General features: G+C 48.9%; 21 protein-coding genes. 3 read left to right on the top strand and 18 right to left on the bottom strand.

The features are described 5' to 3' along the window. Positions 1-3 precede the first annotated feature (3 nt). From LEUMU_RS0119165 to LEUMU_RS0119140, 6 genes are all read right to left on the bottom strand, one after another. Complete coding sequence (locus tag LEUMU_RS0119165) at positions 4-1,014, bottom strand: LacI family DNA-binding transcriptional regulator (RefSeq protein WP_022953922.1); 1,011 nt, start codon at positions 1,012-1,014, stop codon at positions 4-6. 155 nt (positions 1,015-1,169) lie between these two features. Further along, a complete protein-coding gene (locus tag LEUMU_RS0119160; protein ID WP_022953921.1) occupies positions 1,170-2,132 on the bottom strand; it encodes an ABC transporter substrate-binding protein in 963 nt (320 codons plus the stop codon). A 115-nt stretch (positions 2,133-2,247) separates the two neighbouring features. After that, entirely contained in the window at positions 2,248-3,243 is a 996-nt protein-coding gene (locus LEUMU_RS0119155) for an ABC transporter permease (RefSeq protein ID WP_022953920.1), read from the bottom strand. 33 nt (positions 3,244-3,276) lie between these two features. After that, entirely contained in the window at positions 3,277-4,773 is a 1,497-nt protein-coding gene (locus LEUMU_RS0119150; RefSeq protein ID WP_040503996.1) for a sugar ABC transporter ATP-binding protein, read from the bottom strand. Between the two features lie 24 nt (positions 4,774-4,797). Further along, positions 4,798-5,949, bottom strand: a complete 1,152-nt coding sequence (locus LEUMU_RS0119145) for a Gfo/Idh/MocA family protein (RefSeq protein WP_022953918.1) — start codon at positions 5,947-5,949, stop codon at positions 4,798-4,800. A gap of 12 nt (positions 5,950-5,961) precedes the next feature. Continuing rightward, the gene (locus tag LEUMU_RS0119140; RefSeq protein ID WP_022953917.1) at positions 5,962-7,017 is read right to left on the bottom strand and encodes a sugar phosphate isomerase/epimerase family protein; all 1,056 of its coding nucleotides are present in this window, start codon (positions 7,015-7,017) and stop codon (positions 5,962-5,964) included. 274 nt (positions 7,018-7,291) lie between these two features. Here LEUMU_RS0119140 and LEUMU_RS26910 point away from each other — a divergent pair, with 274 nt between their 5' ends. After that, positions 7,292-8,965 carry an MFS transporter gene (locus LEUMU_RS26910; RefSeq protein WP_022953916.1) on the top strand — a complete coding sequence of 558 codons (1,674 nt, stop codon included), beginning with the start codon at positions 7,292-7,294 and terminating at the stop codon, positions 8,963-8,965. 65 nt (positions 8,966-9,030) lie between these two features. Here the strand turns inward: LEUMU_RS26910 and LEUMU_RS0119130 are convergent, their stop codons facing one another. The 8 genes from LEUMU_RS0119130 to LEUMU_RS28840 all read right to left on the bottom strand — a co-directional run bounded on the left by LEUMU_RS0119130 (position 9,031) and on the right by LEUMU_RS28840 (position 17,836). After that, positions 9,031-10,920 carry an ABC transporter permease gene (locus LEUMU_RS0119130; protein ID WP_022953915.1) on the bottom strand — a complete coding sequence of 630 codons (1,890 nt, stop codon included), beginning with the start codon at positions 10,918-10,920 and terminating at the stop codon, positions 9,031-9,033. Positions 10,921-10,944: 24 nt separating this feature from the next. After that, entirely contained in the window at positions 10,945-11,748 is an 804-nt protein-coding gene (locus tag LEUMU_RS0119125) for an ABC transporter ATP-binding protein (protein WP_022953914.1), read from the bottom strand. Between the two features lie 164 nt (positions 11,749-11,912). After that, the gene (locus tag LEUMU_RS0119120; protein ID WP_022953913.1) at positions 11,913-12,890 is read right to left on the bottom strand and encodes a taurine ABC transporter substrate-binding protein; all 978 of its coding nucleotides are present in this window, start codon (positions 12,888-12,890) and stop codon (positions 11,913-11,915) included. 508 nt (positions 12,891-13,398) lie between these two features. Continuing rightward, on the bottom strand, positions 13,399-13,776 hold the full coding sequence (locus LEUMU_RS0119115) for a DUF1850 domain-containing protein (RefSeq protein ID WP_022953912.1): 378 nt from the start codon (positions 13,774-13,776) through the stop codon (positions 13,399-13,401). Continuing rightward, positions 13,773-15,893 carry a TRAP transporter permease gene (locus LEUMU_RS26905; protein WP_022953911.1) on the bottom strand — a complete coding sequence of 707 codons (2,121 nt, stop codon included), beginning with the start codon at positions 15,891-15,893 and terminating at the stop codon, positions 13,773-13,775. The genes LEUMU_RS0119115 and LEUMU_RS26905 overlap by 4 nt, the downstream gene beginning before the upstream one ends. 89 nt (positions 15,894-15,982) lie before the next feature. After that, positions 15,983-16,954 carry a TAXI family TRAP transporter solute-binding subunit gene (locus LEUMU_RS0119105; protein WP_022953910.1) on the bottom strand — a complete coding sequence of 324 codons (972 nt, stop codon included), beginning with the start codon at positions 16,952-16,954 and terminating at the stop codon, positions 15,983-15,985. Between the two features lie 78 nt (positions 16,955-17,032). Continuing rightward, entirely contained in the window at positions 17,033-17,665 is a 633-nt protein-coding gene (locus tag LEUMU_RS28310; RefSeq protein WP_022953909.1) for a hypothetical protein, read from the bottom strand. A gap of 24 nt (positions 17,666-17,689) precedes the next feature. After that, positions 17,690-17,836, bottom strand: coding sequence for a hypothetical protein (locus LEUMU_RS28840; RefSeq protein WP_157474398.1), 147 nt, complete (start codon positions 17,834-17,836; stop codon positions 17,690-17,692). Positions 17,837-17,877: 41 nt separating this feature from the next. Here LEUMU_RS28840 and LEUMU_RS0119095 point away from each other — a divergent pair, with 41 nt between their 5' ends. Together LEUMU_RS0119095 and LEUMU_RS0119090 are read left to right on the top strand one after the other, a co-directional pair. After that, positions 17,878-18,150, top strand: coding sequence for a hypothetical protein (locus LEUMU_RS0119095; protein WP_022953908.1), 273 nt, complete (start codon positions 17,878-17,880; stop codon positions 18,148-18,150). A gap of 231 nt (positions 18,151-18,381) precedes the next feature. Then, positions 18,382-19,383, top strand: a complete 1,002-nt coding sequence (locus LEUMU_RS0119090) for a branched-chain amino acid aminotransferase (protein ID WP_022953907.1) — start codon at positions 18,382-18,384, stop codon at positions 19,381-19,383. A gap of 123 nt (positions 19,384-19,506) precedes the next feature. Here LEUMU_RS0119090 and LEUMU_RS0119085 read toward each other — a convergent pair whose 3' ends face one another. The 4 genes from LEUMU_RS0119085 to LEUMU_RS26890 form a co-directional block, all read right to left on the bottom strand. Next, complete coding sequence (locus LEUMU_RS0119085; protein ID WP_022953906.1) at positions 19,507-20,328, bottom strand: HAD family hydrolase; 822 nt, start codon at positions 20,326-20,328, stop codon at positions 19,507-19,509. Between the two features lie 32 nt (positions 20,329-20,360). Continuing rightward, positions 20,361-21,347 carry an NAD(+) diphosphatase gene (gene nudC, locus LEUMU_RS26895; RefSeq protein ID WP_051156072.1) on the bottom strand — a complete coding sequence of 329 codons (987 nt, stop codon included), beginning with the start codon at positions 21,345-21,347 and terminating at the stop codon, positions 20,361-20,363. Between the two features lie 78 nt (positions 21,348-21,425). After that, positions 21,426-23,147 (bottom strand): SulP family inorganic anion transporter, encoded by a 1,722-nt coding sequence (locus LEUMU_RS0119075; RefSeq protein WP_022953904.1) that lies wholly within the window; start codon positions 23,145-23,147, stop codon positions 21,426-21,428. A gap of 52 nt (positions 23,148-23,199) precedes the next feature. Further along, positions 23,200-23,646 carry a DUF6691 family protein gene (locus LEUMU_RS26890; protein WP_022953903.1) on the bottom strand — a complete coding sequence of 149 codons (447 nt, stop codon included), beginning with the start codon at positions 23,644-23,646 and terminating at the stop codon, positions 23,200-23,202. Between the last annotated feature and the right edge of the window lie 8 nt (positions 23,647-23,654).

The raw sequence follows: 23,654 nt of genomic DNA, 5'->3' as shown, positions 1-23,654 counted from the left end.
ATTTTATGACTCAATCTGCGGAGAGGCCGTACTGCCACGCACTAAATACTGCGTTGGCAATACCATTTCAGGATTGGGCTTACGCTGCGCCAATATATCCAACAGCAACTTCATCGCCGTTTCACCAATCAATCGCCTCGGTTGATGAATCGTCGTCAGCTCCGGACTGCAATACTCACTAAATGCCGTATTATCAAAGCCAACAACTGAGAGCGCTTTAGGCACATTAATCTGCATTTCCCGCGCGACTTTTAACACCCCAATTGCCATCTCATCATTATGGCAAAAAATAGCCTGCGGCCGATCGTCTAAGCTCAGCAGCTGCCCACCCAACTTATAACCGGATGCCAGCGTGAAGTCACCACTCACCACATAATGCGCGGGGGTTACAATTTTGGTTTGAGCCAGCGCTCGCTCAAAGCCCCGCAAACGGTCCGAGCACAATGGATTTTCCATCGGGCCAGTAATCATGGCAATTTTAGTATGCCCCATCTCCAGCAAGCTTTTAGTTGCCGCCTGCACACTGTACTCATTATCAACCCGCACAGAAGGAATCCCTGAGTCTTTATAAAACTCACAGGCCGTTACAATGGGAAAGCGCGACTCGCCCTCCTCATCCAAAATCAACTCAATGGGTAACTCAGCACTGAGCAATAACACGCCATCAGCTTGGCGACTGCTGATGAGTTCAAGGTAGCGTTGGCCACGGGTGAGGTCATGATTAAAGTCGCCCACTAATACTTTGTAGCCGTACTTCTGTGCAATATCTTCAACACCCTTAATCACTTCAGTGAAGAATAAGTTACTGATATCAGGGATAATAACGACAATGGTTTTAGATTCATTGGTGCGCAAGCTACGCGCATTGGCATTCGGCGAGTAGCCAACCTGGGCAGCAGCCCGCTCAACTCTGACACGAGTCGCTTCGGCAACCTTATCGGGAGCCGCCAGCGCGCGCGATACAGTTGCGGTGGATACGCCTGCAAGTCTGGCGACATCTTTAACGGTAGCCATTGGAGACTCTGCTTTTATATGAATTAAATGACGGAAACGAGCAGATAGGTGATGATAGCCTCGAATAAGCGCTATTTAACCGGTTCGATTTGTTTTCAGTCGCTACCGTAAGGCACTCAATCGATGAGTGCCTTACGCATCATGAGCAGAGTAGCTTAGAAGGCTGCATCCGGAAAGTAGAAATCCTTTGCATTTTCTTTCACGACCAACTCAGCACCCAAGATCAGGCGAGTCGGTTTATGGTAAAGATTACCCAGCATTTCATCTTTCACACCGGCCACTGCCAGCGCAATACCCGAGGCAATCATTGAAGGACTGTACGTCACGGTTGCACGTACCACAGGGTCCTCATCAATCACCATTTTGATGATATCTTTTGAGCCTGCACCACCCAATACGGTTTTGATATCGGTACGGCCAGACTCTTTAATCGCCTGTAGCACGCCTTTCAGCATGTCATCATCCTGACACCAAACTGCATCAATCTTAGGGTGCTTTTGCAGGAAGTTTTCCATGACTGCCAAGGCTTTCTGCGTTGACCAATCCGCTGGCTGTGAGTCCAGAATCTTGATATCAGAATGCTTCGCCATCACTTCGTTAAAGGCATCAACTCGTTGCTTATTAATAGGAATTTGCATCCCTTCCAGTACCACTACATTTCCTTTACCGTCCATTTCTTTGGCTAGCCACTCACCACCAACGCGACCCAAACCAGGATTATCACCGGCGATAAATACATTCTGCGCAGGGGTAGCCAATTCACGATCAACCACAACCGTGTAGATACCTTCGGCATACGCTTCTTCGATGACTTTTTGCAGCGTTGCAGGGTTATGCGGCAAGATCACTAAGGCATTAATGCCTTTGATCATTAGATCTTCCACATCGCCGACTTGCTTAGTGCCTGAGCTTGCCGCGACTACGAAAAACTCTAGCTGATCATCTTTAGCCGATAATTCATCGGCGGCTTTTTTAGCCCACCACAATAACCCTGCCGTCCAGCCATGATCGGCAGATGGTACGCTAACACCAATCTTGTATTTATCAGCGGCCATGCCTGATAACGGTACGGCAAATAAGATACAGCAGAACATTAATGCTTTTAAACTACGTTTCATTTTGACTCTCCTCCGGTACTTCCATAGAAGTGTTTTTTACAAAACACGTTTCCCAACCTCAGCGCTGTGCCAGTGTGGGCCAACACCGATTCGGGTTTGAATACAGCAGTGCTGGTTAACGCGCTTTCTTGTACTGCGCCAACACTGCGATCAAGATTACAAGGCCTTTTACCGTGCCTTGCAGATACGCCGAAACCCCTAATAAGTTCAGCATATTGTTAATAATCCCCAGAATAATGACGCCGATCACAGTGCCCCAAATGGTGCCCTTGCCGCCCGCTAATGAGGTGCCACCAATCACCACGGCAGCGATAACATCCAACTCATAAAACAAGCCTGCATCACCTGGGCTTACCGAGTTCAAACGGGATGACAACATGACCGCCGAGATACCCACGGTTGCGCCAGTAATTACAAAGGTCAGGAAATAAATCCATTTCACTTTAATCGCGGAATACGCCGACACCGTGGCATTAGAACCGATTGCGCAAACGTGCCGTCCAAACGCTGTGTGATTGAGCAAAACATGGAAAATCACCGCGAGGATTAAGAACACCCACACCGGATTGGGAACCGACATAAAGTAGCCTCCACCGACTTCCGGATACTGCTGATTCTCGGAAACCACTTCACCGGCATCACTGATATATAAGGTCAGCGAGCGGAAAATGGACATGGTCGCCAGCGTCGCAATAAAGGCAGTGACCCTACCTCGGGTGACAATCACGCCATTAATTACTCCCATCAACGCGCCGAGTGCTACAGCGGCACCGATCGAGAGCGCAACAGCAAACCACCCTTCGCCAGCGGCATTTAATATCATGACCGAGAGCACCCCGATCAGCGCCACCATCGAGCCAACCGATAAGTCGATACCCCCTGCGATAATTACAAAGGTCATGCCCAATGCGATAATGCCGGTGTACGAGACTTGTCTCAGCACATTGGTGATATTACGGGTCGCCAAAAAGTGTTCACTGGCCATGGCCGAGATCGCGACTAGTACGACCAGGGCAATCAGCGGCGCATAAGTCGACCAATCTATTCGGCGTTGTTTTGGTGCGCTCCCACCAGAATCTGTGGACGGGCTCATAGCATTCTCATTACTCATTTAGTTATCCTGGGTAAATTTTTACGCATCGTATTAAGCAGATTGTTTTCTCAAGCCAGCGGCGTGATACATGATTTCTTCTTCGTTAATATCATCGCCCGTTAGCTCGCCCATAATCGCGCCGGAGCGCATGACAATCACACGGTTCGACAGGCCAATAATCTCTTCCAGCTCTGAAGAAATCACAATCACCGATAAACCATCGTCAATCAGCTTGCGAATAAAATGATAGATATCCTTCTTAGTATTCACGTCGATACCGCGAGTTGGCTCATCCAAGATCAGAATTTCCGGATGGGTATCCATCCATTTTGAAAGATAGACTTTTTGCTGATTACCACCACTGAGATTAATCAATTGAGTATCCAGCGAAGCCGCTTTGATATCGAATAGCGACACAAATTCCTCGACCCGTTTGCGCTCCAAGGATTTTCGAATCAGGCCTTTAACGTACGACTTCAGCGAGATGAGTGTGATGTTTTTAGGGATATCAAAGTTAAGAATTAAACCCTTTCCCTGACGGTCTTCCGAAAGATAGGCCAGCTTCATTTTTACCGCTTCAACCGGACTATCAATCACCACTGGCTTGCCATTCATTTCGATGGTGCCGGTAGTTTTTTCGCGTAAGCCCATAATCGCTTCGGCAGTTTCGGTACGGCCTGCACCCACCAAACCTGCAAAGCCTAATACCTCACCTTTCTTTAACTCAAAGCTCACATCTTTTAGCAAACCATCAATTGAGAGGTTGCTGACTTTGAGTACAGTCGGCTCAAGCGGCACGGATTTCTTTGGATAAATCTGATTCAATTCGCGCCCAACCATTTTGCGCGCCATATCCTCTTCATCCAACTCAGCCACTTCATCAAGGCTGATCAAATGACCATCCCGCAAAATCGCCAAACGATCACACAGCTGCTTCACTTCTTTAAGCTTGTGCGAGATAAATAAAATCGTCACACCACGCGCTTTTAACCGCTCAACCAGCTCAAACAGAATGCGTACTTCATGTTCGGTGAGTACCGTGGTCGGCTCATCCATAATCAGAATTTTGGCATTGCTGACCAGCGCTTTAGCGATCTCAACCATTTGCTTTTGAGCGACGGTTAAATCTTCAATCAAGGCATTGGGATCGAGGTCAGTCTTTAGCTCTTTTAGCAACTCACGCGTTTTCTCTCGCATCGAGTTTTTATTAAGAAAAAAGCCTGACTTCATTTCGCTACCAAGAAAGATATTCTCAAACACATTCAGTGAGCTAATCAGATTAAATTCTTGAGGAATCATGGCGATTCCGAGGGCTTTTGCATCCGCTGGATTGCGGATTTCCACCGGCTTGCCGTTCAGCATAAAACCGCCGCTGGTTTTAGTGTAAATGCCGCTCATAATTTTCAGCAGCGTCGACTTACCCGCACCATTTTCACCCAATACCCCCAGCACTTCACCGGGGAACACATCCAGCGTAATCCGGTGCAATACGCGCACACCGGAAAACTCTTTAATGATGTTATTTAACTGCATAATCGGAGACATCATAAGCGAAAGACCTCGGCTTGCCAGTTATGCATTGAGTTTGGTCCACTTGCCATTCTCTTGCGAGGAGGCAATCACTGAACTGATGAATTTCATACCTGAGACACCCGCGCCAATATCCGGAATTAACTGCATGACCGACTCGGGAGATGCGCCGGCTTTACAATGCAATAAGGCATCCGCAATATCGGAATACACATTGGCAAAGCCTTCCAAATAACCTTCAGGGTGACCGGCTGGAACGCGCGTTACTCTGAGCGCTTCATCACACAAACCATGACCACCACGCGTTAGGGTTCGGGTTGGCTCACCAAAGGGCGAATACATTAGCTGGTTCGGGTTTTCCTGATTCCATTCCAGACCACCCTTATCGCCATAAATGCGGATTTTCAGATTGTTCTCATTACCCGGTGCGACCTGAGTAGACCACAGCATGCCTTTAGCCTGCCCTTCAAATCGCATCATAACATTGACGTTATCGTCGACCTGTCTGCCCGGTACAAAGCTGGTTAAATCCGCAGAGACTTCTTCAACTTTTAAGCCGGAAATAAAGCGCGCCAGATTAAAAGCATGAGTACCAATATCACCCAAGCTTCCAGCTGGGCCAGAGCGCGCAGGGTCGGTGCGCCACTCGGCTTGCTTATTACCCCCCTCTTCTTCTTTGTTAGTCAGCCAGTCCTGTAGGTACTCAACGTGTACCAAACGGATATTACCCAACTCGCCGGTTTTCACCATGTGCCGCGCTTGGCGAACCAGTGGGTAACCGGTGTAGTTATGGGTGACGGCAAAAAAGCAGCCGCTTTGTTTTACCAAGGCTTCCAGCTCTAAGGCCTCATCCAACGACACCGTTAATGGCTTATCTGAAATAACCGCAATCCCCTGCTCCAGAAACGCTTTAGCGACCGGAAAGTGCATGTGGTTTGGTGTAACAATGGACACCGCATCAATGCCATTGTCTCTCTGCTTTTCAGCAACCGCCATCTCACTAAATGAGGCATAGGAGCGCTCACTGCTAATCCCTAAATCCGCTGCCGAACGGGCTGCGCGCTCTGGGTCAGACGATAAGGCACCCGCGACCAATTCATAGCGGTCATCCATACGCGCCGCAATGCGATGCACTGCACCAATAAAGGCACCTTCGCCACCACCAACCATCCCTAAACGAATTTTATCTGCCATGTCTGCGCTCCCTTACTTCAGTCCAAGTATTTGTCGATTGGCCACATCATCTGTGCCTGCATCGGCAAAATCATCGAAGGCCTTATCCGTTACTTCGATAATGTGCTCATTCACAAACTTCACGCCTTCACGCGCGCCCGCTTCCGGATGCTTCAGGCAGCACTCCCACTCAATAACCGCCCAACCATCAAAATCGTACTGGCTGAGTTTGGAGAAAATGGCTTTGAAATTAACCTGCCCATCACCCAAGGAACGGAACCGCCCTGCGCGATCAACCCAGCTCTGGTAACCGCCGTAAACCCCTTGACGACCGGATGGATTAAACTCAGCATCTTTAACGTGGAACATTTTAATACGGTCGTGATACAGATCGATGAACTCTAAGTAGTCCAATTGCTGCAAGACAAAGTGGGAAGGATCGTAAAGAATATTAGCGCGAGGATGGTTGTCACAGGCTTCTAAAAACATCTCAAAGGTGATGCCATCATGCAGGTCTTCACCGGGGTGAATTTCGTAACAGACATTCACCCCGCAGCGATCAAACTCATTCAAAATGGGCAGCCAGCGTTCGGCTAATTCTTTAAAGCCCATCTCGACCAAGCCCGCTGGGCGCTGAGGCCACGGGTACAAATAAGGCCAAAGCAATGCGCCGGAAAAAGTGACGTGATTAGTCAGGCCGAAGTTGGCTGAAGCTTGCGCAGATTTCATGAGTTGATCAACAGCCCACGCTTGGCGCGCATCCGGATCATTGTGCACATGCTCAGGGGCAAAGCCATCAAACATCTTGTCATAGGCGGGATGTACCGCGACCAGTTGGCCTTGTAAGTGAGTGGAGAGCTCGGTGATTTCTAAGCCATGCTTGGCTAGTGTGGCGACCACTTCATCGCAGTAGGATTGATCTGTAGCGGCTTTATCCAGATCAAACAAGCGCGCATCCCAAGTGGGAATCTGCACCCCTTTAAATCCTAAATCACCCGCCCATTTTGCAATGTTCTCAAGTGAATTAAACGGCGCTTCATCGCCGGCAAACTGTGCTAAAAATAACGCAGGCCCTTTGAGTGTTCTCATAAACTATTCTCTCCTCCAAATGGTGAAGCCAACAGTTTTTGCTTATTTTTAACACGCTATGTAATGTATAAATGTAATCGATTACATGGCACGTGCAAAAAATAAGCCGTTCGTAAAAAACCGAAAGCTCTGCTATTAACTTATAACTCGCGACAATTGAAGTCAATACGCAATGTTAGAAATATTTAATGATTGTGACGAGCGGATTATCGCGTATAAATGATCAGACTTTGGCTTCTGATATCGCCACACTTTAACTCGGTCAACTGAACTTATGTCTAACGAGACTGACACTTCACAAACAAAAACCAGCACCACCGCAGCCGTTGCCACTGGTGCTCTCGCCCCATTTAGTCACCCCATATTTCGCGCACTTTGGTCGGCAACATTGCTCTCCAACCTCGGCGGTTTGATCCAAGCCGTCGCCGCCGGATGGGTGATGACCACGCTGACAGACTCCAAAGAAATGGTCGCCTTAGTCACCGCCTCGACCATGCTGCCGATCATGACTTTGTCGCTATTATCCGGCGTGCTTGCTGATAATTATGACCGACGACGCATTATGCTGGCGGCGCAATCGTTGATGTTAGTGGTCTCTGTGGGTCTAACCTTAGCCACCTATTTTGACTTTCTAACGCCTTCGTTATTGCTGATTTTCACCTTTTTTATTGGCTGCGGTGGTGCCTTGCATAACCCATCCTGGCAAGCCACGGTCGGCGATATTGTTCCTCGCGAGCAAGTGCCCGCAGCGGTAATGGCTAACGGTATGTCATTCAACTTAATGCGCAGTATTGGTCCGGCCCTTGGTGGTGTAATCATCGTCACCATTGGTGCTGCGGCCGCTTTTGCCATTAATGCAGTCAGTTATATTGCCTTGATTTTAGTGCTCACATTCTGGCGGAGACCCGCTGCTGTTTCCGCGTTACCACGCGAACCCTTCAGGCAAGCAACTACTGCTGGCTTTCGTTATGTCAGCCTGTCGCCCAATTTATTGCGCATTATTTTGCGTGGTTTCTTGTTTGGCATTATGGGTATTTCGGTATTGGCCTTGCTGCCGTTAATCGCCAAAGACTTATTAGCCGGTAGCGCCTCAACTTACGGTTTTTTATTAGGATTTTTTGGCTTAGGTGCTGTCGGTGGTGCATTAAGCAATGCCAGAATACGTGCCAAATTTAGCAATGAAATCATCGTGCGCTCCACCTTTACGGGAATGGCACTCGGCATCATTCTATTATCGTTTGGCTATGGTATGTTTTTCTCCGCGCTCGCCCTGCTGTTGTGTGGCGCTTGCTGGGTCACTACCAATGCACTGCTTAATGTATCGCTGCAACTTTCCACACCCCGCTGGGTGGTTGGTCGTTCGCTGTCTTTTTACATGATGAGCAATGCTGGTGGCATGGCGTTAGGTAGTTGGGTTTGGGGCTTGGTTGCAGAGATGTATGGCCTGCAGTTCGCCTTGCTCGCCTCAGCGGTGACGTTGCTAGTTGGTGTTTTAATTGGGCTTAAGCTGCCCTTACCCGAGTTTGAGCGGCTTGATCTGACGCCGCTTAACCGCTTTATCGAACCCACCCTCGCCGTGCAACTCACTCAGCGAACAGGCCCAATTATGGTCACGGTGGATTTCGATATCGGCGAGTCAGATATCCCCGCTTTTCTTGAAGCCATGTCAGCCAGAAGACGTATGCGGATTCGTGACGGCGCACGTCGCTGGTCACTGCTTCGCGACTTGGAGCATCCTAATATCTGGACAGAGAAATACTATGTGGCGACGTGGGTTGAGTATGTGCGTCATAACCAACGCCGCACCATGTCTGACTCAGGAATATCCGATGCCTTGCATAAATTACATCGCGGGTCCGAGCCGCCCAAAGTAAGGCGAATGATTGAACGTGAAACGGTGCCCAAGCAAGCTGAACCACACATCAAAGGCTATGAAGATCATCACTAAGCCTCTAATAAAAAAGCCAGCTACAAATCCCTCTGTAGCTGGCTTTGGTCAAGCAAGTGGCTAACTTAGCCTTTACCGCGCCATGGAATTGTCTTGTTAATAATGGCTCGCATAATCAGGTCAAACATCAGACCTAACAGACCCAGTAACAAGATCGTCATCCAGATAATCTCGTAGTCAGATTGCTTACGCGCCACGTTCTCAACGAAACCAATACCGGTGGTTCCCGCCAGCATTTCAGCGGCCACCAAGGTTCCCCAACACACACCAATCGCGATGCGAATACCGGTCAAAATCTCCGGCAGTGAGTTCGGTAAAATAACCCGTCGTACGATCTGCCCTTTACTCGCGCCTAAGGAGTGCGCCGCATGGATTTTCGATAGCTGCGTTCCGGAGGCACCGGTTCGTGCCGAGATCACCATGATCGCAAACGCCACCATAAACAGCAGGAAGATTTTACCGTCATCCTGAATACCGAAAATGGTCAGAATCAGCGGTGCCCAAGCCAGCGGTGGAATCGGTCGGTACAGCTCAATCAAAGGATCAAAGAAACCTTTGGCAAAGCGTGACAAGCCCATATACAAGCCCAGCGGCACACCCAGTAAAATACCGAAGAACAGACCCGCCAACACCCGCATCATGGAGTCCCAGATATGCCCGATCGGCACCGGAATCAACATGGAAGGATAGTTACCCGTGGCAAAGTTATAGACTTGAGTTTTGAAGTTACTCAGCACATTTCCCTTGTCATCATGGCGTGGATATTCACCCGGAACCAAGTTCGCAATCCAGTCTGGAATCAGGAATTCCAACACCTCGCCAACCGGTTTCATTTCATACCATAACAGCGGAATGCCTTTGTAGCCCACATCAGGATTCGACATGTGAACAAAGCGCGCCAGCGTGTCCGAAGGCTTTGGCAGCCAGCGACCAGATCCCTGCTCAGAACAGGCCCGATTACCCGCCAGAATATCGCCACCCGGCAGCATCAACGCATTCACATAGCGCAATGAACCTTGCACCGCATACTGCGTGTTATCCAGATTAACCAGTGCATTTTCAACCTTTTGAGTCACGGCAGCGGGGAAGATTTTACCGTCATCAATTCGCTTGTAGATTTTATCAATCTGCTTCACAAAATCCTTCCGGTCATCAACCACTTGCGCACTGCCAGTTTCGTCTACTTCAAAGCTGGAATAACGGGCTTTCAGTGCTTCAAGTTTGCCAGTAATGCCTTCACCATCATTGCGGATCTTGATGAAGTCGGATGAAATCTTCTCCATCTCTTTACTGGCCGCATCAAACTTACGACCAAGGTCGGTCATGGCTAAGGGTGGAATTTCAACGCTTGTCTCACCCCATTTTGGCTGTGCCAGCGCTTTCGCCATTGCTGCAGGATCTGCAGGGCCCGGATAATCCTCAGACTTCAAGTCGTCCGCCAGCGCATCAATACGCTCAGCAATACCATCAATCTTACCGGCTACACTGCCATCCACCAGCGATGGGTCAGCTTGTGCTGCCAAGGTTGAGCGCAGTTCGTCAACAATGGATTTTAGCTCAGCCCGATCGGTATCATTGAACTCAGTGTTAGCCAAACGCACTTCCAGCTGGTCAATCTGACCGTAGTCTCGCTCCAGCAGCTCGGTGCTTTTTAACAGGCGATCATCTAGCGGAAACACAGAGCGGATTGGGTTAGCCGTGCGGTTGAGTTTAGCTACCTGACATAACTCATTCGCCGCTTGCGGAAAGAAAGCCCGCCCGGCATCCCATGAGAAATACAGCCAAACAATTAAAATAGTGGACACCCCGGCGATAATCCAGTGCCAGCCGCCCAGTGCGCGACTTGGATTACCGAATACCGCATCGTTACGCTCAGTGCGGATGAGTCGGCGTCCGTATAGGATTGAGCCGATTAACAGGCCAATCAAAACGATAAAAAGAAACCCTACAAGCATGTTGATTCTCTCGTATTAGTGCAGTTAAGCCGCGTCAGTTTTACCCATGATTTCTTCTTCCATATCCCAAATCATGGTCAGAATTTCTTCACGGGTTTTCGTGAATTCAGGGCTGTTCTTAATCTCTCTGGGGTCTTGCTCCAGTCCCTGTTCGGCGAACGGTAGGCGATATTCTTTGTGTAAGCGGCCAGGCCTTGGTGCCATCACAAATAAGCGCTCACCCAGCAACAAGGCTTCTTCAACCGAGTGCGTAATGATCATGATGGTCTTGCCGGTTTCTTTCCAAATCTTTAACACCAGCGTCTGCATTTTCTCGCGCGTCAAAGCATCCAGTGCGCCCAGAGGCTCATCCATTAAAATCAGATCAGGGTCATTAATCAGGCAACGCGCTAAAGCAACACGCTGCTGCATACCGCCGGAGAGTTGATAGGTTGGTGTGTCGCCAAAGCCTTGCAGCCCAACAATATCCAACCACTCCTCGACTTTCTTAGCGGTCTCTTTCTTATTGGCCCCTTTCATGCGCAGGCCAAAATTGACGTTTTCGGCAACCGTGAGCCATTCAAACAATGCGCCCTGTTGGAATACCATGCCGCGATTTTCACCCGGCCCGTCAATCTCAACACCGCCTAAGGAAAAGCTGCCACCCGTAGGATGGTTGAAGCCCGCAATAATATTTAGCAGGGTCGTTTTGCCACAACCCGATGGCCCTAACACCGACAACAGCTCACCCTGCTTGAGCGTAAAACTGACGTCTTTTAGTGCGTGTACACTGCCTCCGGTTTTGGTGGTGAACACCATATTGACATTATCGGCAACGAGGTCACTCATGAAATTTACCTGTGGTTATCCCTGCAATACACTCAATGCACGGGCTTTAGAATGAACGATAATCACTTGTTGGGTATCGCGATTAATACCCGAAATAGCTGGTGGTCAGCCATCAAGTTGACCAGCATCGCGCTGGCCAACAGTTCTTCAGATAGCGTGTTAGATTACTTCAGGAAAGAAGTATCAATGGCCACACTGTAGTCTTCCAAGGCTGGTCTTTCTTCTGTGGCAAAGGCGTTACCTACGACAGAAATTGCCTTATCAGCCAGACCACCTTTGTTGAAGTACTTCTCAAGCTGCTCAGCATTACTTGGGAAGATGAAGTCTTCCATTTGCTTCTGGGTACCTTCAACACTCATACCGGAGTCTTTTGCAATCACGTCGATCTTGGACTGATCCTTAGCAAATGCTGCATTGGCCTCATCAGTTACTTTCAAGAAGGTACGAACCATGTCAGGGTTTTCCTGAGCAAACTTTTCAGTAACAGACACAACATCGAAGCTCACAATGCCCGCTTCATCCTTCTGCTCATTGGTCATCAACACCTTACCGACTTCCTTCATCTTGGACATTGAGTCACCACCGTAACCACAAGCCATGACGACGTTGCCATCTGCCAACGAAACTGCCGCATCGGCAGGCACCTGATCAACCACTTTGATCTCGCTGATATCAACGTCCAGTGCAGCCATCATCATGCGGAAGCTGTAGTCCGCCATGGTGGCGAGTGGCACCGCCACTGACTTACCTTCCAACTCATTGGCATTGCTGATATCGATACCCGCATCGTTTCTAACCACACAATCATTCGCTGGATATTGCACCGCAATCGCTGCCAGTTTAATCGGCGCACTGGCATTAACGGCATTAATAAAAGGCGCTAAACCTTGGCTGTAAGAAATATCGATATCACCGGCCAACATCGCTTCAGTCATCTGCGTTCCCGCATCAAAGTTAGTCCAGTTCACGGTAACACCTAATGCCTCGTCGTATGCCTTCTCAACTTTTGCTATCTGATTTGGAGTCGCCCATTCAAGGAAAAAACCAACGTTAACTTCATCGGCAGCCATAACGGGGCTGGCGATGGCACTGGCGATTACAGCAGAAGCGGCTAGAGTGGTCAGTTTGTTTGTATGTTTCATATGAATTCCATTATTAGTAAAGTTGGCAACATGCGTTGGGCAGACTATCTATTTTTAATATAGTTTTATTGTTTAGTATAAGCAATAGAACAGAATAGATTGATTTAAAAGATTGGTTTGGCGCTAGTGGAGTCCTCCTGATAAACCTTGATGAGCAAAAAATGCCGCAGGCTTGAGTTGAGTAGTAGAGGTAGATGTTAGGTCGCTGGCAAAACGACGACCGTTAAAGAATTTGAAAGGATTGATTAAAGAATCGAGGTAACGAAGGGAGTGAAGCGAAGCGTAGTGCGCAGGTATGACGAACCTACTAAAGCGAGGTATAGGCGGCCCTGAGGCAACCCATTGGTGTCTAGACTGTATTAATGTCTCTAATAGTGCAAACAACTATCGACCTCCATTACCGATACGTAACTATTTAACTACAATAAAACGTAAAACGGTTTTTACTTAGATCCAGATAGCTTAAGTTATTGGGCCAGTAGTTACTACTAACTACCGGCCCAATCATTCATTCGGAAGCGCTTCCAGCCTCGCAACGCTTGATGACTAAAGGCTCAGAAGCGGCTTCGCCTAACACCTGACAGCCATTCACTGTGCATAGCGTCCAACCAGAACCGGTTGCACCAGACGCCGCCAGCCGTAACTCCGGCTGCGGGCCTAAGCTCGGCGTCCACTGCCACCAGCCATCTTTTAACACAGCATCGTCACCCGGCTCCATGCCAGCGCCCGAGCCTTTTACCCGTGCCATGGTCATCACTAAGCCAGCGGGCGTTGACTGCCAATCTTCTTGCCAGTCAATTTTCTCAACCGAATGCGTCCAGGATAAAGAAAAGGCTGACACCGCAAGGGTCAGCACCTTTCCTGCACTGAGAATGCAAACACTCATGAAGCCGTCACTGACTGCTTATCTGCATCACCTGATTTATTTTTGCGCCAGATAATGTAGGCAAATGCTGCCACCAGTACAAAGCCAATTTCATCAGTCATCGGTAGAGCAGCAACCAAAGTAAAGGCTGCAGCCATACCAAGGAAGCGCTCAGGCCAGCTTAGCTTGCCACCAAGGAAGCCAACCACCGCTGCGCCCCACAAACCAATCGCCAATGTCGCTTTCAAAATGATGTAAGCCACAGCGAGCGGGAAGCCAATTGACTCCGCCAATGGACCGCCATCTTGCAACATAAGCGCTGGGGAGTAGACCGCCATGAATGGGATAACGAAACCAGCTGCTGCCACTTTGATCGCTTCCATGGAAATGCGTAATCCATTTTCACGGGCAATCGGTGCGGCAGCAAAACAGGCCAGTGCCACTGGCGGAGTGAGGTCTGCAAGGATTCCAAAATAGAATACAAACATGTGACTAACAATCAACGGAACACCCAACGCCAATAAGGCAGGGCCAGCGATTGAAGCGGTAATAATGTAGTTAGGAATGGTTGGGATACCCATACCCAGTACAATACAGGTGATCATCGTCAGTACTAATGACAGGAATAAACTGGTGTCACCTACTGCCACGATAAACTGGCCAAAGGTATTCGCTGCACCGGTGAGTGTCATAGTACCGATAACGATGCCCACGATGGCGCAAGCAATACCGACTGGCAGTGCCGTTTTAGCACCTTCAGCCAGTGAGTCGCGGCAAATAATCAGTGTTTTGCGACCACCTTGAGAGAAGGCATTCCACAGTACTAACGCCAAAATCGCAGCAACCACGACCCAAATTCCCAGCTTAAAGAAGGAGGCGGCGATTAAACCCAGCCCGATCCAGAACACATAGCGCAGCATCCCTTTTGGCAGACCCAGCGCAATCGAGCCACCCAGAATCAACAATACCGTCAGCGTTAAACCAATAGTACCGGCATACAATGGCGTGTAACCAGAGAACAGTAAGTAGACCAATGCAATCAATGGTAGTAGTAAGAACCAGCGGTTTCTCAAGGCATCCCAAGCAGATGGCAGTTCTGCTTTACTTAAACCTTCAAGGCCATATTTACCCGCTTCCAGATGCACGATCCAGAACGCTGAGGCAAAGTATAAAACAGCTGGAACCAAGGCGGCTTTTACCACTTCGTGATATTCCACACCCAAGGTTTCCGCCATGATGAATGCAACCGCACCCATCACCGGAGGCATTAACTGACCACCCATGGAAGCGGTAGCTTCTACGCCACCAGCAAATGCTGAGCGATAGCCAAAACGCTTCATCAAAGGAATGGTAAATTGTCCGGTGGTAACCACGTTCGCCACACCAGAGCCTGAAATAGTCCCCATCAGACCCGATGAAATCACGGATACTTTGGCAGGGCCGCCGCGCTTGTGACCCACTAAGCCAAGGGATACATCAGTAAATAAATTGATCATTCCTGCTTTTTCCAAAAAGGAACCAAACAGGATGAATAAGAATATGTAGGACGAGGAAACAAAAATCGGAATCCCGTAAATGCCCTCGGTGCCGTATGCCATGTGATCAATCACTTGCTCGAAGTCGTAACCGCGATGATTGAGTGGCGACGGCAGGTATTCACCAAATAAACAATACGCCAGAAAAAAGCCGGCAATAATTGGCAACGCAGGCCCCATAGTGAGCCAGGTCGCCAGAAAAATACTGGCCAAGGCAATCACACCAATCACAATATCACGCGGTAAAGGATCACCTGAGCGCAACAAAAGTGGCGTGTATTCAATCCACTGATAGGCTGCAACCAGCATACCAACGATACCTAAGCCCCAAGCTAGGATCTTAACTACTTTGGACCGATCACCCGCTGCAGTAACTAGCGGAAACACCAGCATCATCAAAAAGCCGACATGCACTGCACGCAAAATCTGGCTGGACATATCCACCAAATGCGCGGCAGTTAACACCTGAAACGTCGAGAATGCCACGGCTAACCAAAATAGAAAGCGGCCTTCAAGCGTCTGGGGAAATCCATTTTCTAGCGGATTGGAATGAACGAAAACCGCTGATTCTTCAGTCGGTTGTGTGGGTTGGCTGGACTGCATGAAGCCTCCTCAGTTGAACAGCATATACACCGGACCAAACAGGGGAGCAGCTTTGCACTGCTCCCCTTTTTACGTAATTTGCTTAAGTGTTACAGCAAACCTTTTTCTTTGTAGAAACGCTCTGCACCTGGGTGTAGCGGTACAGGCATGCCTTTCAATGCATTTTCTAACTTAATAGATGCCGCTGCTTTGTGAGCAGCTTCCAGAGCTGGCAAGTTTTCAAACAACAATTTAGTCATTTGGTAAGCCGTCTCGTCAGAGACTTCTGAGTGAGTTACCAGGAAGTTCACAACTGCAACCGTTGTTACATCTTCATCCTGACCATCATAAGTGCCCGCAGGAATCGCTGCACTGATGTATGGAGGGCCCAACTTCTCAACCACATCTTCTGGTACCGCAACCAAAGTCACTGGCAAAGAAGTGGATAGATCTTTTAAAGAAGCAACGCCTAAACCGGCTGATTGCAAGGTTGCATCCAGCTGACGGTTTTTGATCAGCTCAACGGACTCAGAGAATGGCAGGTATTCTGTCTTTCCAAGATCATCGTAGCTCATGCCAGCAGCACCAAAGATGGTGCGAGCATTTAGCTCAGTACCCGACTTGGCCGCACCAACAGACAAGCTTTTGCCTTTCAGATCAGCAAATGTCTTGATGCCAGACTCTTTTGAAGCAACGATTTGAATGAAGTTAGGGTATACCGCAGCGATTCCGCGCAGCTTGTCTAACTTCTTAGGGAAACCAACTTCCTCATTACCTTCCCACGCATTTTTCACTGAGTCACCCAGTGCTAATGCTAGCTCACCACGGCCTTTTTGCAGCAGATTAAGGTTTTCAACGGATGCTTTGGTAGATTGAACCTGAGTACGGACGTCTTCCATATTGTCCGCATAGATTTTTGACAAGCCAACACCCAGTGGGTAATAAACACCCGAGGTACCGCCAGTTAAGATATTGATAAATTCAGCAGCATTCGCTGTCACACTACCAAAGCCTAATGTCATTGCGACGGTACCGGCTAATAGGGACTTACGTGCGATTGTTACAGGGGTAGATAATTTCATTGCCTTCCTCCAAGATTGAGCAAAAAATAGAACCAAAAGTTCCATGTCATATAGGTTAACAAGATCTGACTAAAGTCGTTAGGCGGATTTATGCCCGCGCTCTCGGGTGAAACCGGCGGAAATCCGCTGATTCATTTTTTGCTGATGTTTGATTTTGTTATAGACCTGCTTAACATCCTCAATCAGCTCAAATTGTGTTGGGCGCAACTGCGGACGCCGTGACCTCATCGTATTTGATGATTCATTCACATAATACAGAGGCTCAATCACACCACTTCCGAAACTGATCGACCCACTACCGTCGGATTGTTCAACGTAAACCATCTGACCGAGTGAATCTAAATCAAGACTTTTTACCGTCTTACTGTGTTGACCGGAAGCGATGATAACACGCTGATTGGTTAGCGCGTAAAATGTGCGGCCGCGCCGTCTGGAATCGAAAAAGAATCGACCGATCATTAAGTGCAGCCCAATTAATACAAACGGCAAACCAAATAAGGGAAACACATAGTCAAAGGTATCCTGCCAGCCAGATGTGGTCACGGCGGTATACTCCCAAAACAGTGCAAAGCCACCCCAGGCCATACTAAATGGAATCATAAATCGATCGCTGGGTTTAAACCGGATGCCTTGCCTTGGCATTCCCGCCCACACCAGTTTCTCTGAACCTGACAACTCTCTACGCATCACTTCATAAGCATCGTACGGCATACATCCTCCTGGGCTATTGTGCCATCAGACTCGCGCATCCAGTGTGACCCATTCTTCAGTGACTGACCAGAACCTTAGATCATTCCACTCCAGTTGACCTACATCAAGCCAATCTGCCCGCTTAAGTACTACCATCAAGGTATGGAAAGACTGGTCAGGATGACTAGTCATTTATTGCGGTAACCGACATTCTTATGTCAGGAGGTTAGATCATGTTAGGTCTTCAAGATATTATCGGCATGTGTGATTGCACCGAAGAAGAGATTCAGGCGATTGCGGAACACGAACATTTACCCGATGCGATTGCTACTGAGTTGGCGGAGTATCTGGTGCATACCGAGGATGGCGTGCCTAAGATTCGCAGCATCCTTATCGACAATATGCACAATGCTGAGCGCGATGGTGATCAGGAGCAGGCGGGTAAGCTGAAACTGGTGCTTAAGCACTTTATCGCGACGCATCCGGATTACACGACACTCAACTGAGTCGCTTAATCAGTTAGACACCATCCTGATGGATTGGCCCCTGCAATACAGTAGATGCTGTGTTGCGGGGGCTTTGTGCTGCCTATTGCTTCCTAAAATAAGATGACCATTTAGTTAGATTAGCCATTCGCACTAAAAAGATTGGCCATTTGCACTAAAAAAGGGCTAGAGACAGCCTATTGACTGTGGCATATTTACCTACCACTAACACTTAACAACGAAGACATCAGCATGGCAACAGCATTTGGATCAGTATTCATGCCTGAAATGGCAATCACTTGGTTTGACGGAACAAGCTGGAGCGAGCCAGAAATGGTCTCTAGCGATTCCCTGCCGATGCACCCTGGAAGCCATGTTTTGCACTATTCCAGCACGTGTTTCGAAGGGCTCAAAGCATTCCGCCAAAAAGACGGCTCAATTAAAATTTTCCGCATGGATCAGAACCTGAAGCGCTTTGCACAAAGTGCGCGCTTGTTGGCACTGCCTGCGATTGACGAAGCAACGACCGCAAAAATGATTGTGGATGTGGTTGCTAAATTTAAAGATCAGGTGCCTGATGCACCGGGCTCTATGTATATCCGCCCGACGCATATCGGTACTGAACTCACTATAGGTAAAGCGGCGGCACCTTCTCTGGAGTCTTGCCAGTACGTTTTACTGTCACCAGTCGGTGACTACTTTGCAGGCGGCGCGGCGGCTCTGCGAGTATTGGTTGATGATGAAGGCATGCGCTGTGCACCACACAATGGCATGATCAAAAGCGGCGGAAACTACGCCAGCGCCCTCCGCCCAATTATGGAAGCACGCGCTAAGTACAAAGCGGACCAAGTTCTGTTCTGCCCGGGTGGCGATGTTCAGGAAACGGGCGCAGCGAACTTCTTGCTGATTGATGGCAATGAGATCATCACTAAGGCATTGGATGAGTCTTTCCTACACGGCGTAACGCGTGACTCGATTCTGACGCTTGCTCGTGAAAATGGCATGACAGTCAGTGAGCGTGAAATTTCAGTGGCTGAGCTATTAGAGCGTATTCAGAAGCCAGGCTGTGAAGCAGCACTTTCTGGAACAGCTGCCGTACTTGCGCCAGTTGGCACCATGATTTATCACGATAAAGAGTACACGGTCGGCAGCGGCACGCTTGGCCCAATGACAGAAAAGCTTCGCAACCAACTGAATGCCATTCAGTGGGGCGATGTTGAAGATACTCACGGTTGGTTGACGACGGTTGAGTAAAACCGAAGTCTGACTAATTAAAAAAGGCCATTAGCGGTAATTTGCTAATGGCCTTTTTTATTATCTGAAACAATGTATTGAGCAAGTGCAGAGTTATTAGTTGCCCAAGAAGCTTGGTACAAGCTAAAGGCTATAATACTCCCGCAAGAACCGCGCAATACCATCCTCATCATGATGCCCAATGACCTGAGTTGACAGCGCCTTAATCTCATCCAAGGCATTTGCCGGTGCATAAGCCTCATCCGCCATGCGGAACATGCTCTCGTCATTATCGCTATCGCCAAAGCAAATCACGCGCTCATAGCCCAATGATTCTTTCAGTACCGAGATCGCACCACCTTTGCTCGATGCGCTATGGTGAATATCCAACCAATGAAAATTCGGCTTATACATATCGCCGCCGGTATAGACCACCAAGTGCGATTGCTGAGTCAGCTGATCATAGATCCCAGCGATTTCCGCCTGACCACCCAAGGCATTGATATTAGTAATCTGTGCATTGCTGTGCAGCGCAACCAATGGCTTGGTGGTAATGGTATCGCTGTTTTCAAAGCGCGAGATATATTGCTGGCACAGCTCATTTTGCGGCGGCGCATGGTACACCGCATGACTGCCATCCGGCTCAACGGTAAAAATAAAGGGCGATGGGCTACGCGTTGCAAACGCTTCCAGCACCGATTCAATCTCATCGGGCGTTAGGAAGTTATGGTGCATATAACCCGCCGATTGCGGATTCCAGATCACCACGCCATTGTTATACACATGCAGCAAGGGGAAATGCGTATCGCGCATACATTCACGCGCCGCATGCAAAGTACGCCCAGTGGCCACCGTGTAAGCGATATTGCGCTGCTGCAATAGCTTCAAGGTATCGCGGGTGTAGTCAGTAATTTGTTGCCTGCTATTTAGCAAGGTTCCATCCAAATCAAACACGAGCAGTTCCATCAGAACCTCCATCAGGTTGCGGACACGCTATTCTATTTTTCTGCCGGACTGTGCCAAGGCAGATTGGATTGAAAGGTTTCCAGTGTTTCGCCGCTTTCGGCCTGAAACCAATCATCAATTAAACGGTAGGAAATCGATAAGTTCGGCGGTGGCATCACCGTGCCAGCAATCATTTGCTCCCGCAGCTCCTCTGCACTTAACCACAATGCCTGATCGATATCATCATCTTCCAGATCGAGCGTGGTGTCTTTGGCTTCTGCACTGTAGCCCAGCATCAGCGAGTTCGGGAACGGCCAAGGCTGAGAGGAGTGATAGCAAATATTCTCGATTTGTATTCCAACCTCTTCAAAGACCTCCCGTTGTACCGCGCTTTCCAGCGTTTCGCCAATTTCCACAAAACCGGCCAGCACTGAATAACGATGCTCCGGCCAAGTGGCTTGACGTGCTAATAAGATTTTATTGCCACAGGTGACGCGCATAATGACGGCGGGATTAATGCGTGGGAATTCAATGTGCTCGCAATTGCCATTAGCACACTTTTGAATACTGCCGCCCTCACCTTGTCGCAATAAAGTGCCGCAACGCGTGCAGTGGCGGGTAGTGATATGCCAGTGATTTAAAATCAGCGCGTAAGAATAGATCGCGGCAGTTTCCATGCCCAATTTAAGGGTCACTTCACGCAAGGAATGACTTTCTAATAAGCTTGGGTCAATATCCAAAGCGGCCAAGTCACCAGGCAGTTCGCGAACATTGACTTTAAAGACAGGAATATTATCGCTGAGGCGCAAGCCCAATAGGCTCGGTGTATGGTCTAGCTTTAGGGATTGCCACTGCGCTTGGTTTAGCTGCAAAGGCTGATCGCCCAGCATCACTACATTATGGCCATCCAGCACCAGAAACAGCGCTTGCGGATGCTCATATTGCTGCGCTAGTTTAGCGGGGTCTTTGCGAAGGTGCGCAACCCGATCAAGCGGCTGCGCGGTATAGGTGTTTAGCAGGGAGCGACTGAGATGATCCATGACCAGCATCCAAGGGCGTTAAAGCGCTCCATCTTAACACCCTGTCTACTGCGAATTGCACCCCGAATCTGTTAATTTTTACGCCTCAACCACCGGCTTTTTTAGCTGCGTATAGGCGTGATACAAACTCAAATGTACTTGGCCTGTTAGCGCATCTAACAAGTGTGAACGCTGTAGTTTATCCATCACTGGGCCTTTCACTTCGGCGAGGTGGAATTTAATATTCATGCTATTAAGCAGCTCATTAATGCGCTCCAGTGTTTCCACGGCGCTGCTATCAATGTCATTTACGGCGGTACACACCAACACAATATCTTCCAGCTGTTTATGCTCACTAGCCATTTGCAGCAGGCGCTGTTCCAAGTTGCGGGTATTGGCAAAATACAGGCGCTCATCCACTCGCACCAATAACGCGTTTTCTAGCTGAGTCACGTCGTGGCGCAAGTAATTACGGAAGTGTTCGGTATTGCCCACCTGCCCGACTACCGCAATGTGCGGGCGGCTGGTTTGCCAGAGCAAGGTCAGAATCGATACGGACACACCCACAATTACACCGGCTTCTACCCCCAATAGCAGTACCACTAAAATGGTTGCCATCATCGCTAGAAAGTCGGTTTTACTGTAGCGCCAGGTGTGTTTTATGGTTTCAATATCGATGAGCGAAACGACCGCAACAATGATGGTTGCTGCCAGTACCGCTTTAGGCAAATAAAAGAATAATGGGGTTAGCAATAAGGTCGCTAGCAAGATACCGCCAGCGGTTAAAATACCCGCCATTGGCGTACGCGCGCCCGCATCGAAGTTGACCACTGAACGGGAAAAACCACCCGTAACCGGATAACCACCACCGACTGCAGAGGCGATGTTAGCCGCCCCTAAACCCAGTAATTCACGGTTAGGATCAATGGATTGACGACGCTTGGCCGCTAGAGTTTGAGCCACCGAAACCGACTCCACAAAGCCGATAATGCTAATAACAATGGCAGGTGGCAGCAGGGCTTTCCATAACTCCAGATCAAACACGGGCCATGCAAGTGGCGGTAATCCTTGAGGAATATCACCCACTACCGACACACCTTGAGTATCTAATGACAAGCCACGCACTAACAGAATCGATACTAAAATAGCCGCCACAGGGCCGGCTTTAGCAAGAATATCCGCCAGCGTACTGCCCAAGCCCATCCTAGATAAAAGTGGCTTTAATTGCTTACGTACCCAGAATAAAAATGCAGTGGCGGCGACACCAATCGCTAAGGTCCACAGATTGGCGTCACTAATATGTGCAAATATGCTGCTGATCAAGCCCGGCAGACTATGCCCATCGGCCGACACACCCATTAAGTGCTTAAGCTGGCTGGTCGCAATCAAAATACCCGAGGCGGTAATAAAGCCTGAGATCACTGAATGCGATAAGAAGTTAGCCACAAAGCCTGCCCGCAGCACACCCAGCAACATCATAAAAATGCCGGATAAAAAGGCCAAAGCGATTGCCGCATCTAAATAAGCAATGGAACCCGCTTCGGCGATTGCGCCAATACTGGAGGCCGTAAGCAATGACACCACCGCCACCGGCCCGACCGCCAGCACCCGACTAGAGCCAAAAATGGCGTAACCCAGCAATGGGAAAATACTCGCATACAAACCCACCTGCGCCGGCAAGCCCGCCAACAACGCGTAGGCCAGACTTTGAGGAATGAGCATAACCGTTACGATCACTGCCGCCATGGCGTCATCGGCGAACAGTTTACGGTTATAGTCTTTGATCCAATCCCAGGCGGGAATGTAGTGCAGTAAATTCATGAGGTGGCCTTAAAGAATAGCGGTCGATCAATAGAGGATTAGCTTAAGTGGCTCACTTTGAAGCCACTCCCTGCGTACGTGCGGTAATAAAGGACAATACCGAACGTTGTAATAGCATGCCAGCCAACATTGCTGCAATAAACACAAAAATCGCACTTTCACCCGAAACGACACTACTCAATGCAGGCCCAGGACATAGCCCGATCAAGCCCCAGCCGATGCCGAAGATAGCCGCGCCGATTAATAGGCGCGCATCAATAATGCGGCTAGTGGGTACTGAAAAGATTGACTCAAACAATGGCTTGGGCCGCTTCCAAACTAAACGATAGCCAACACCCGTCACTACAACAGCTGCTAGGAGTACGAAAAACAAACTTGGATTCCAGTCACCCGCCACATCTAAGAAGCCACGCACATTGGCAGGATTCGTCATGCCAGAAATGGTGAGGCCAATAGAGAACAAGGCACCTGAAATAAATGCTGATAATGCTTTTTTCATTAGTCTGC

The organism is Leucothrix mucor DSM 2157 (genome assembly GCF_000419525.1).
GTDB lineage: Bacteria > Pseudomonadota > Gammaproteobacteria > Thiotrichales > Thiotrichaceae > Leucothrix > Leucothrix mucor.
Note: the sequence above shows the minus strand (reverse complement) of the source record. Positions and strands in the feature narration are given on the sequence as shown.

What these genes read in the sequence shown, in the direction of transcription:
- LEUMU_RS0119165 (WP_022953922.1), bottom strand. Translation starts at nt 1,014, where the DNA reads ATGGCTACCGTTAAAGATGTCGCCAGACTTGCAGGCGTATCCACCGCA.
- LEUMU_RS0119160 (WP_022953921.1), bottom strand. Translation starts at nt 2,132, where the DNA reads ATGAAACGTAGTTTAAAAGCATTAATGTTCTGCTGTATCTTATTTGCC.
- LEUMU_RS0119155 (WP_022953920.1), bottom strand. Translation starts at nt 3,243, where the DNA reads ATGAGTAATGAGAATGCTATGAGCCCGTCCACAGATTCTGGTGGGAGC.
- LEUMU_RS0119150 (WP_040503996.1), bottom strand. Translation starts at nt 4,773, where the DNA reads ATGATGTCTCCGATTATGCAGTTAAATAACATCATTAAAGAGTTTTCC.
- LEUMU_RS0119145 (WP_022953918.1), bottom strand. Translation starts at nt 5,949, where the DNA reads ATGGCAGATAAAATTCGTTTAGGGATGGTTGGTGGTGGCGAAGGTGCC.
- LEUMU_RS0119140 (WP_022953917.1), bottom strand. Translation starts at nt 7,017, where the DNA reads ATGAGAACACTCAAAGGGCCTGCGTTATTTTTAGCACAGTTTGCCGGC.
- LEUMU_RS26910 (WP_022953916.1), top strand. Translation starts at nt 7,292, where the DNA reads ATGTCTAACGAGACTGACACTTCACAAACAAAAACCAGCACCACCGCA.
- LEUMU_RS0119130 (WP_022953915.1), bottom strand. Translation starts at nt 10,920, where the DNA reads ATGCTTGTAGGGTTTCTTTTTATCGTTTTGATTGGCCTGTTAATCGGC.
- LEUMU_RS0119125 (WP_022953914.1), bottom strand. Translation starts at nt 11,748, where the DNA reads ATGAGTGACCTCGTTGCCGATAATGTCAATATGGTGTTCACCACCAAA.
- LEUMU_RS0119120 (WP_022953913.1), bottom strand. Translation starts at nt 12,890, where the DNA reads ATGAAACATACAAACAAACTGACCACTCTAGCCGCTTCTGCTGTAATC.
- LEUMU_RS0119115 (WP_022953912.1), bottom strand. Translation starts at nt 13,776, where the DNA reads ATGAGTGTTTGCATTCTCAGTGCAGGAAAGGTGCTGACCCTTGCGGTG.
- LEUMU_RS26905 (WP_022953911.1), bottom strand. Translation starts at nt 15,893, where the DNA reads ATGCAGTCCAGCCAACCCACACAACCGACTGAAGAATCAGCGGTTTTC.
- LEUMU_RS0119105 (WP_022953910.1), bottom strand. Translation starts at nt 16,954, where the DNA reads ATGAAATTATCTACCCCTGTAACAATCGCACGTAAGTCCCTATTAGCC.
- LEUMU_RS28310 (WP_022953909.1), bottom strand. Translation starts at nt 17,665, where the DNA reads ATGCCGTACGATGCTTATGAAGTGATGCGTAGAGAGTTGTCAGGTTCA.
- LEUMU_RS28840 (WP_157474398.1), bottom strand. Translation starts at nt 17,836, where the DNA reads ATGACTAGTCATCCTGACCAGTCTTTCCATACCTTGATGGTAGTACTT.
- LEUMU_RS0119095 (WP_022953908.1), top strand. Translation starts at nt 17,878, where the DNA reads ATGTTAGGTCTTCAAGATATTATCGGCATGTGTGATTGCACCGAAGAA.
- LEUMU_RS0119090 (WP_022953907.1), top strand. Translation starts at nt 18,382, where the DNA reads ATGGCAACAGCATTTGGATCAGTATTCATGCCTGAAATGGCAATCACT.
- LEUMU_RS0119085 (WP_022953906.1), bottom strand. Translation starts at nt 20,328, where the DNA reads ATGGAACTGCTCGTGTTTGATTTGGATGGAACCTTGCTAAATAGCAGG.
- nudC (WP_051156072.1), bottom strand. Translation starts at nt 21,347, where the DNA reads ATGGATCATCTCAGTCGCTCCCTGCTAAACACCTATACCGCGCAGCCG.
- LEUMU_RS0119075 (WP_022953904.1), bottom strand. Translation starts at nt 23,147, where the DNA reads ATGAATTTACTGCACTACATTCCCGCCTGGGATTGGATCAAAGACTAT.
- LEUMU_RS26890 (WP_022953903.1), bottom strand. Translation starts at nt 23,646, where the DNA reads ATGAAAAAAGCATTATCAGCATTTATTTCAGGTGCCTTGTTCTCTATT.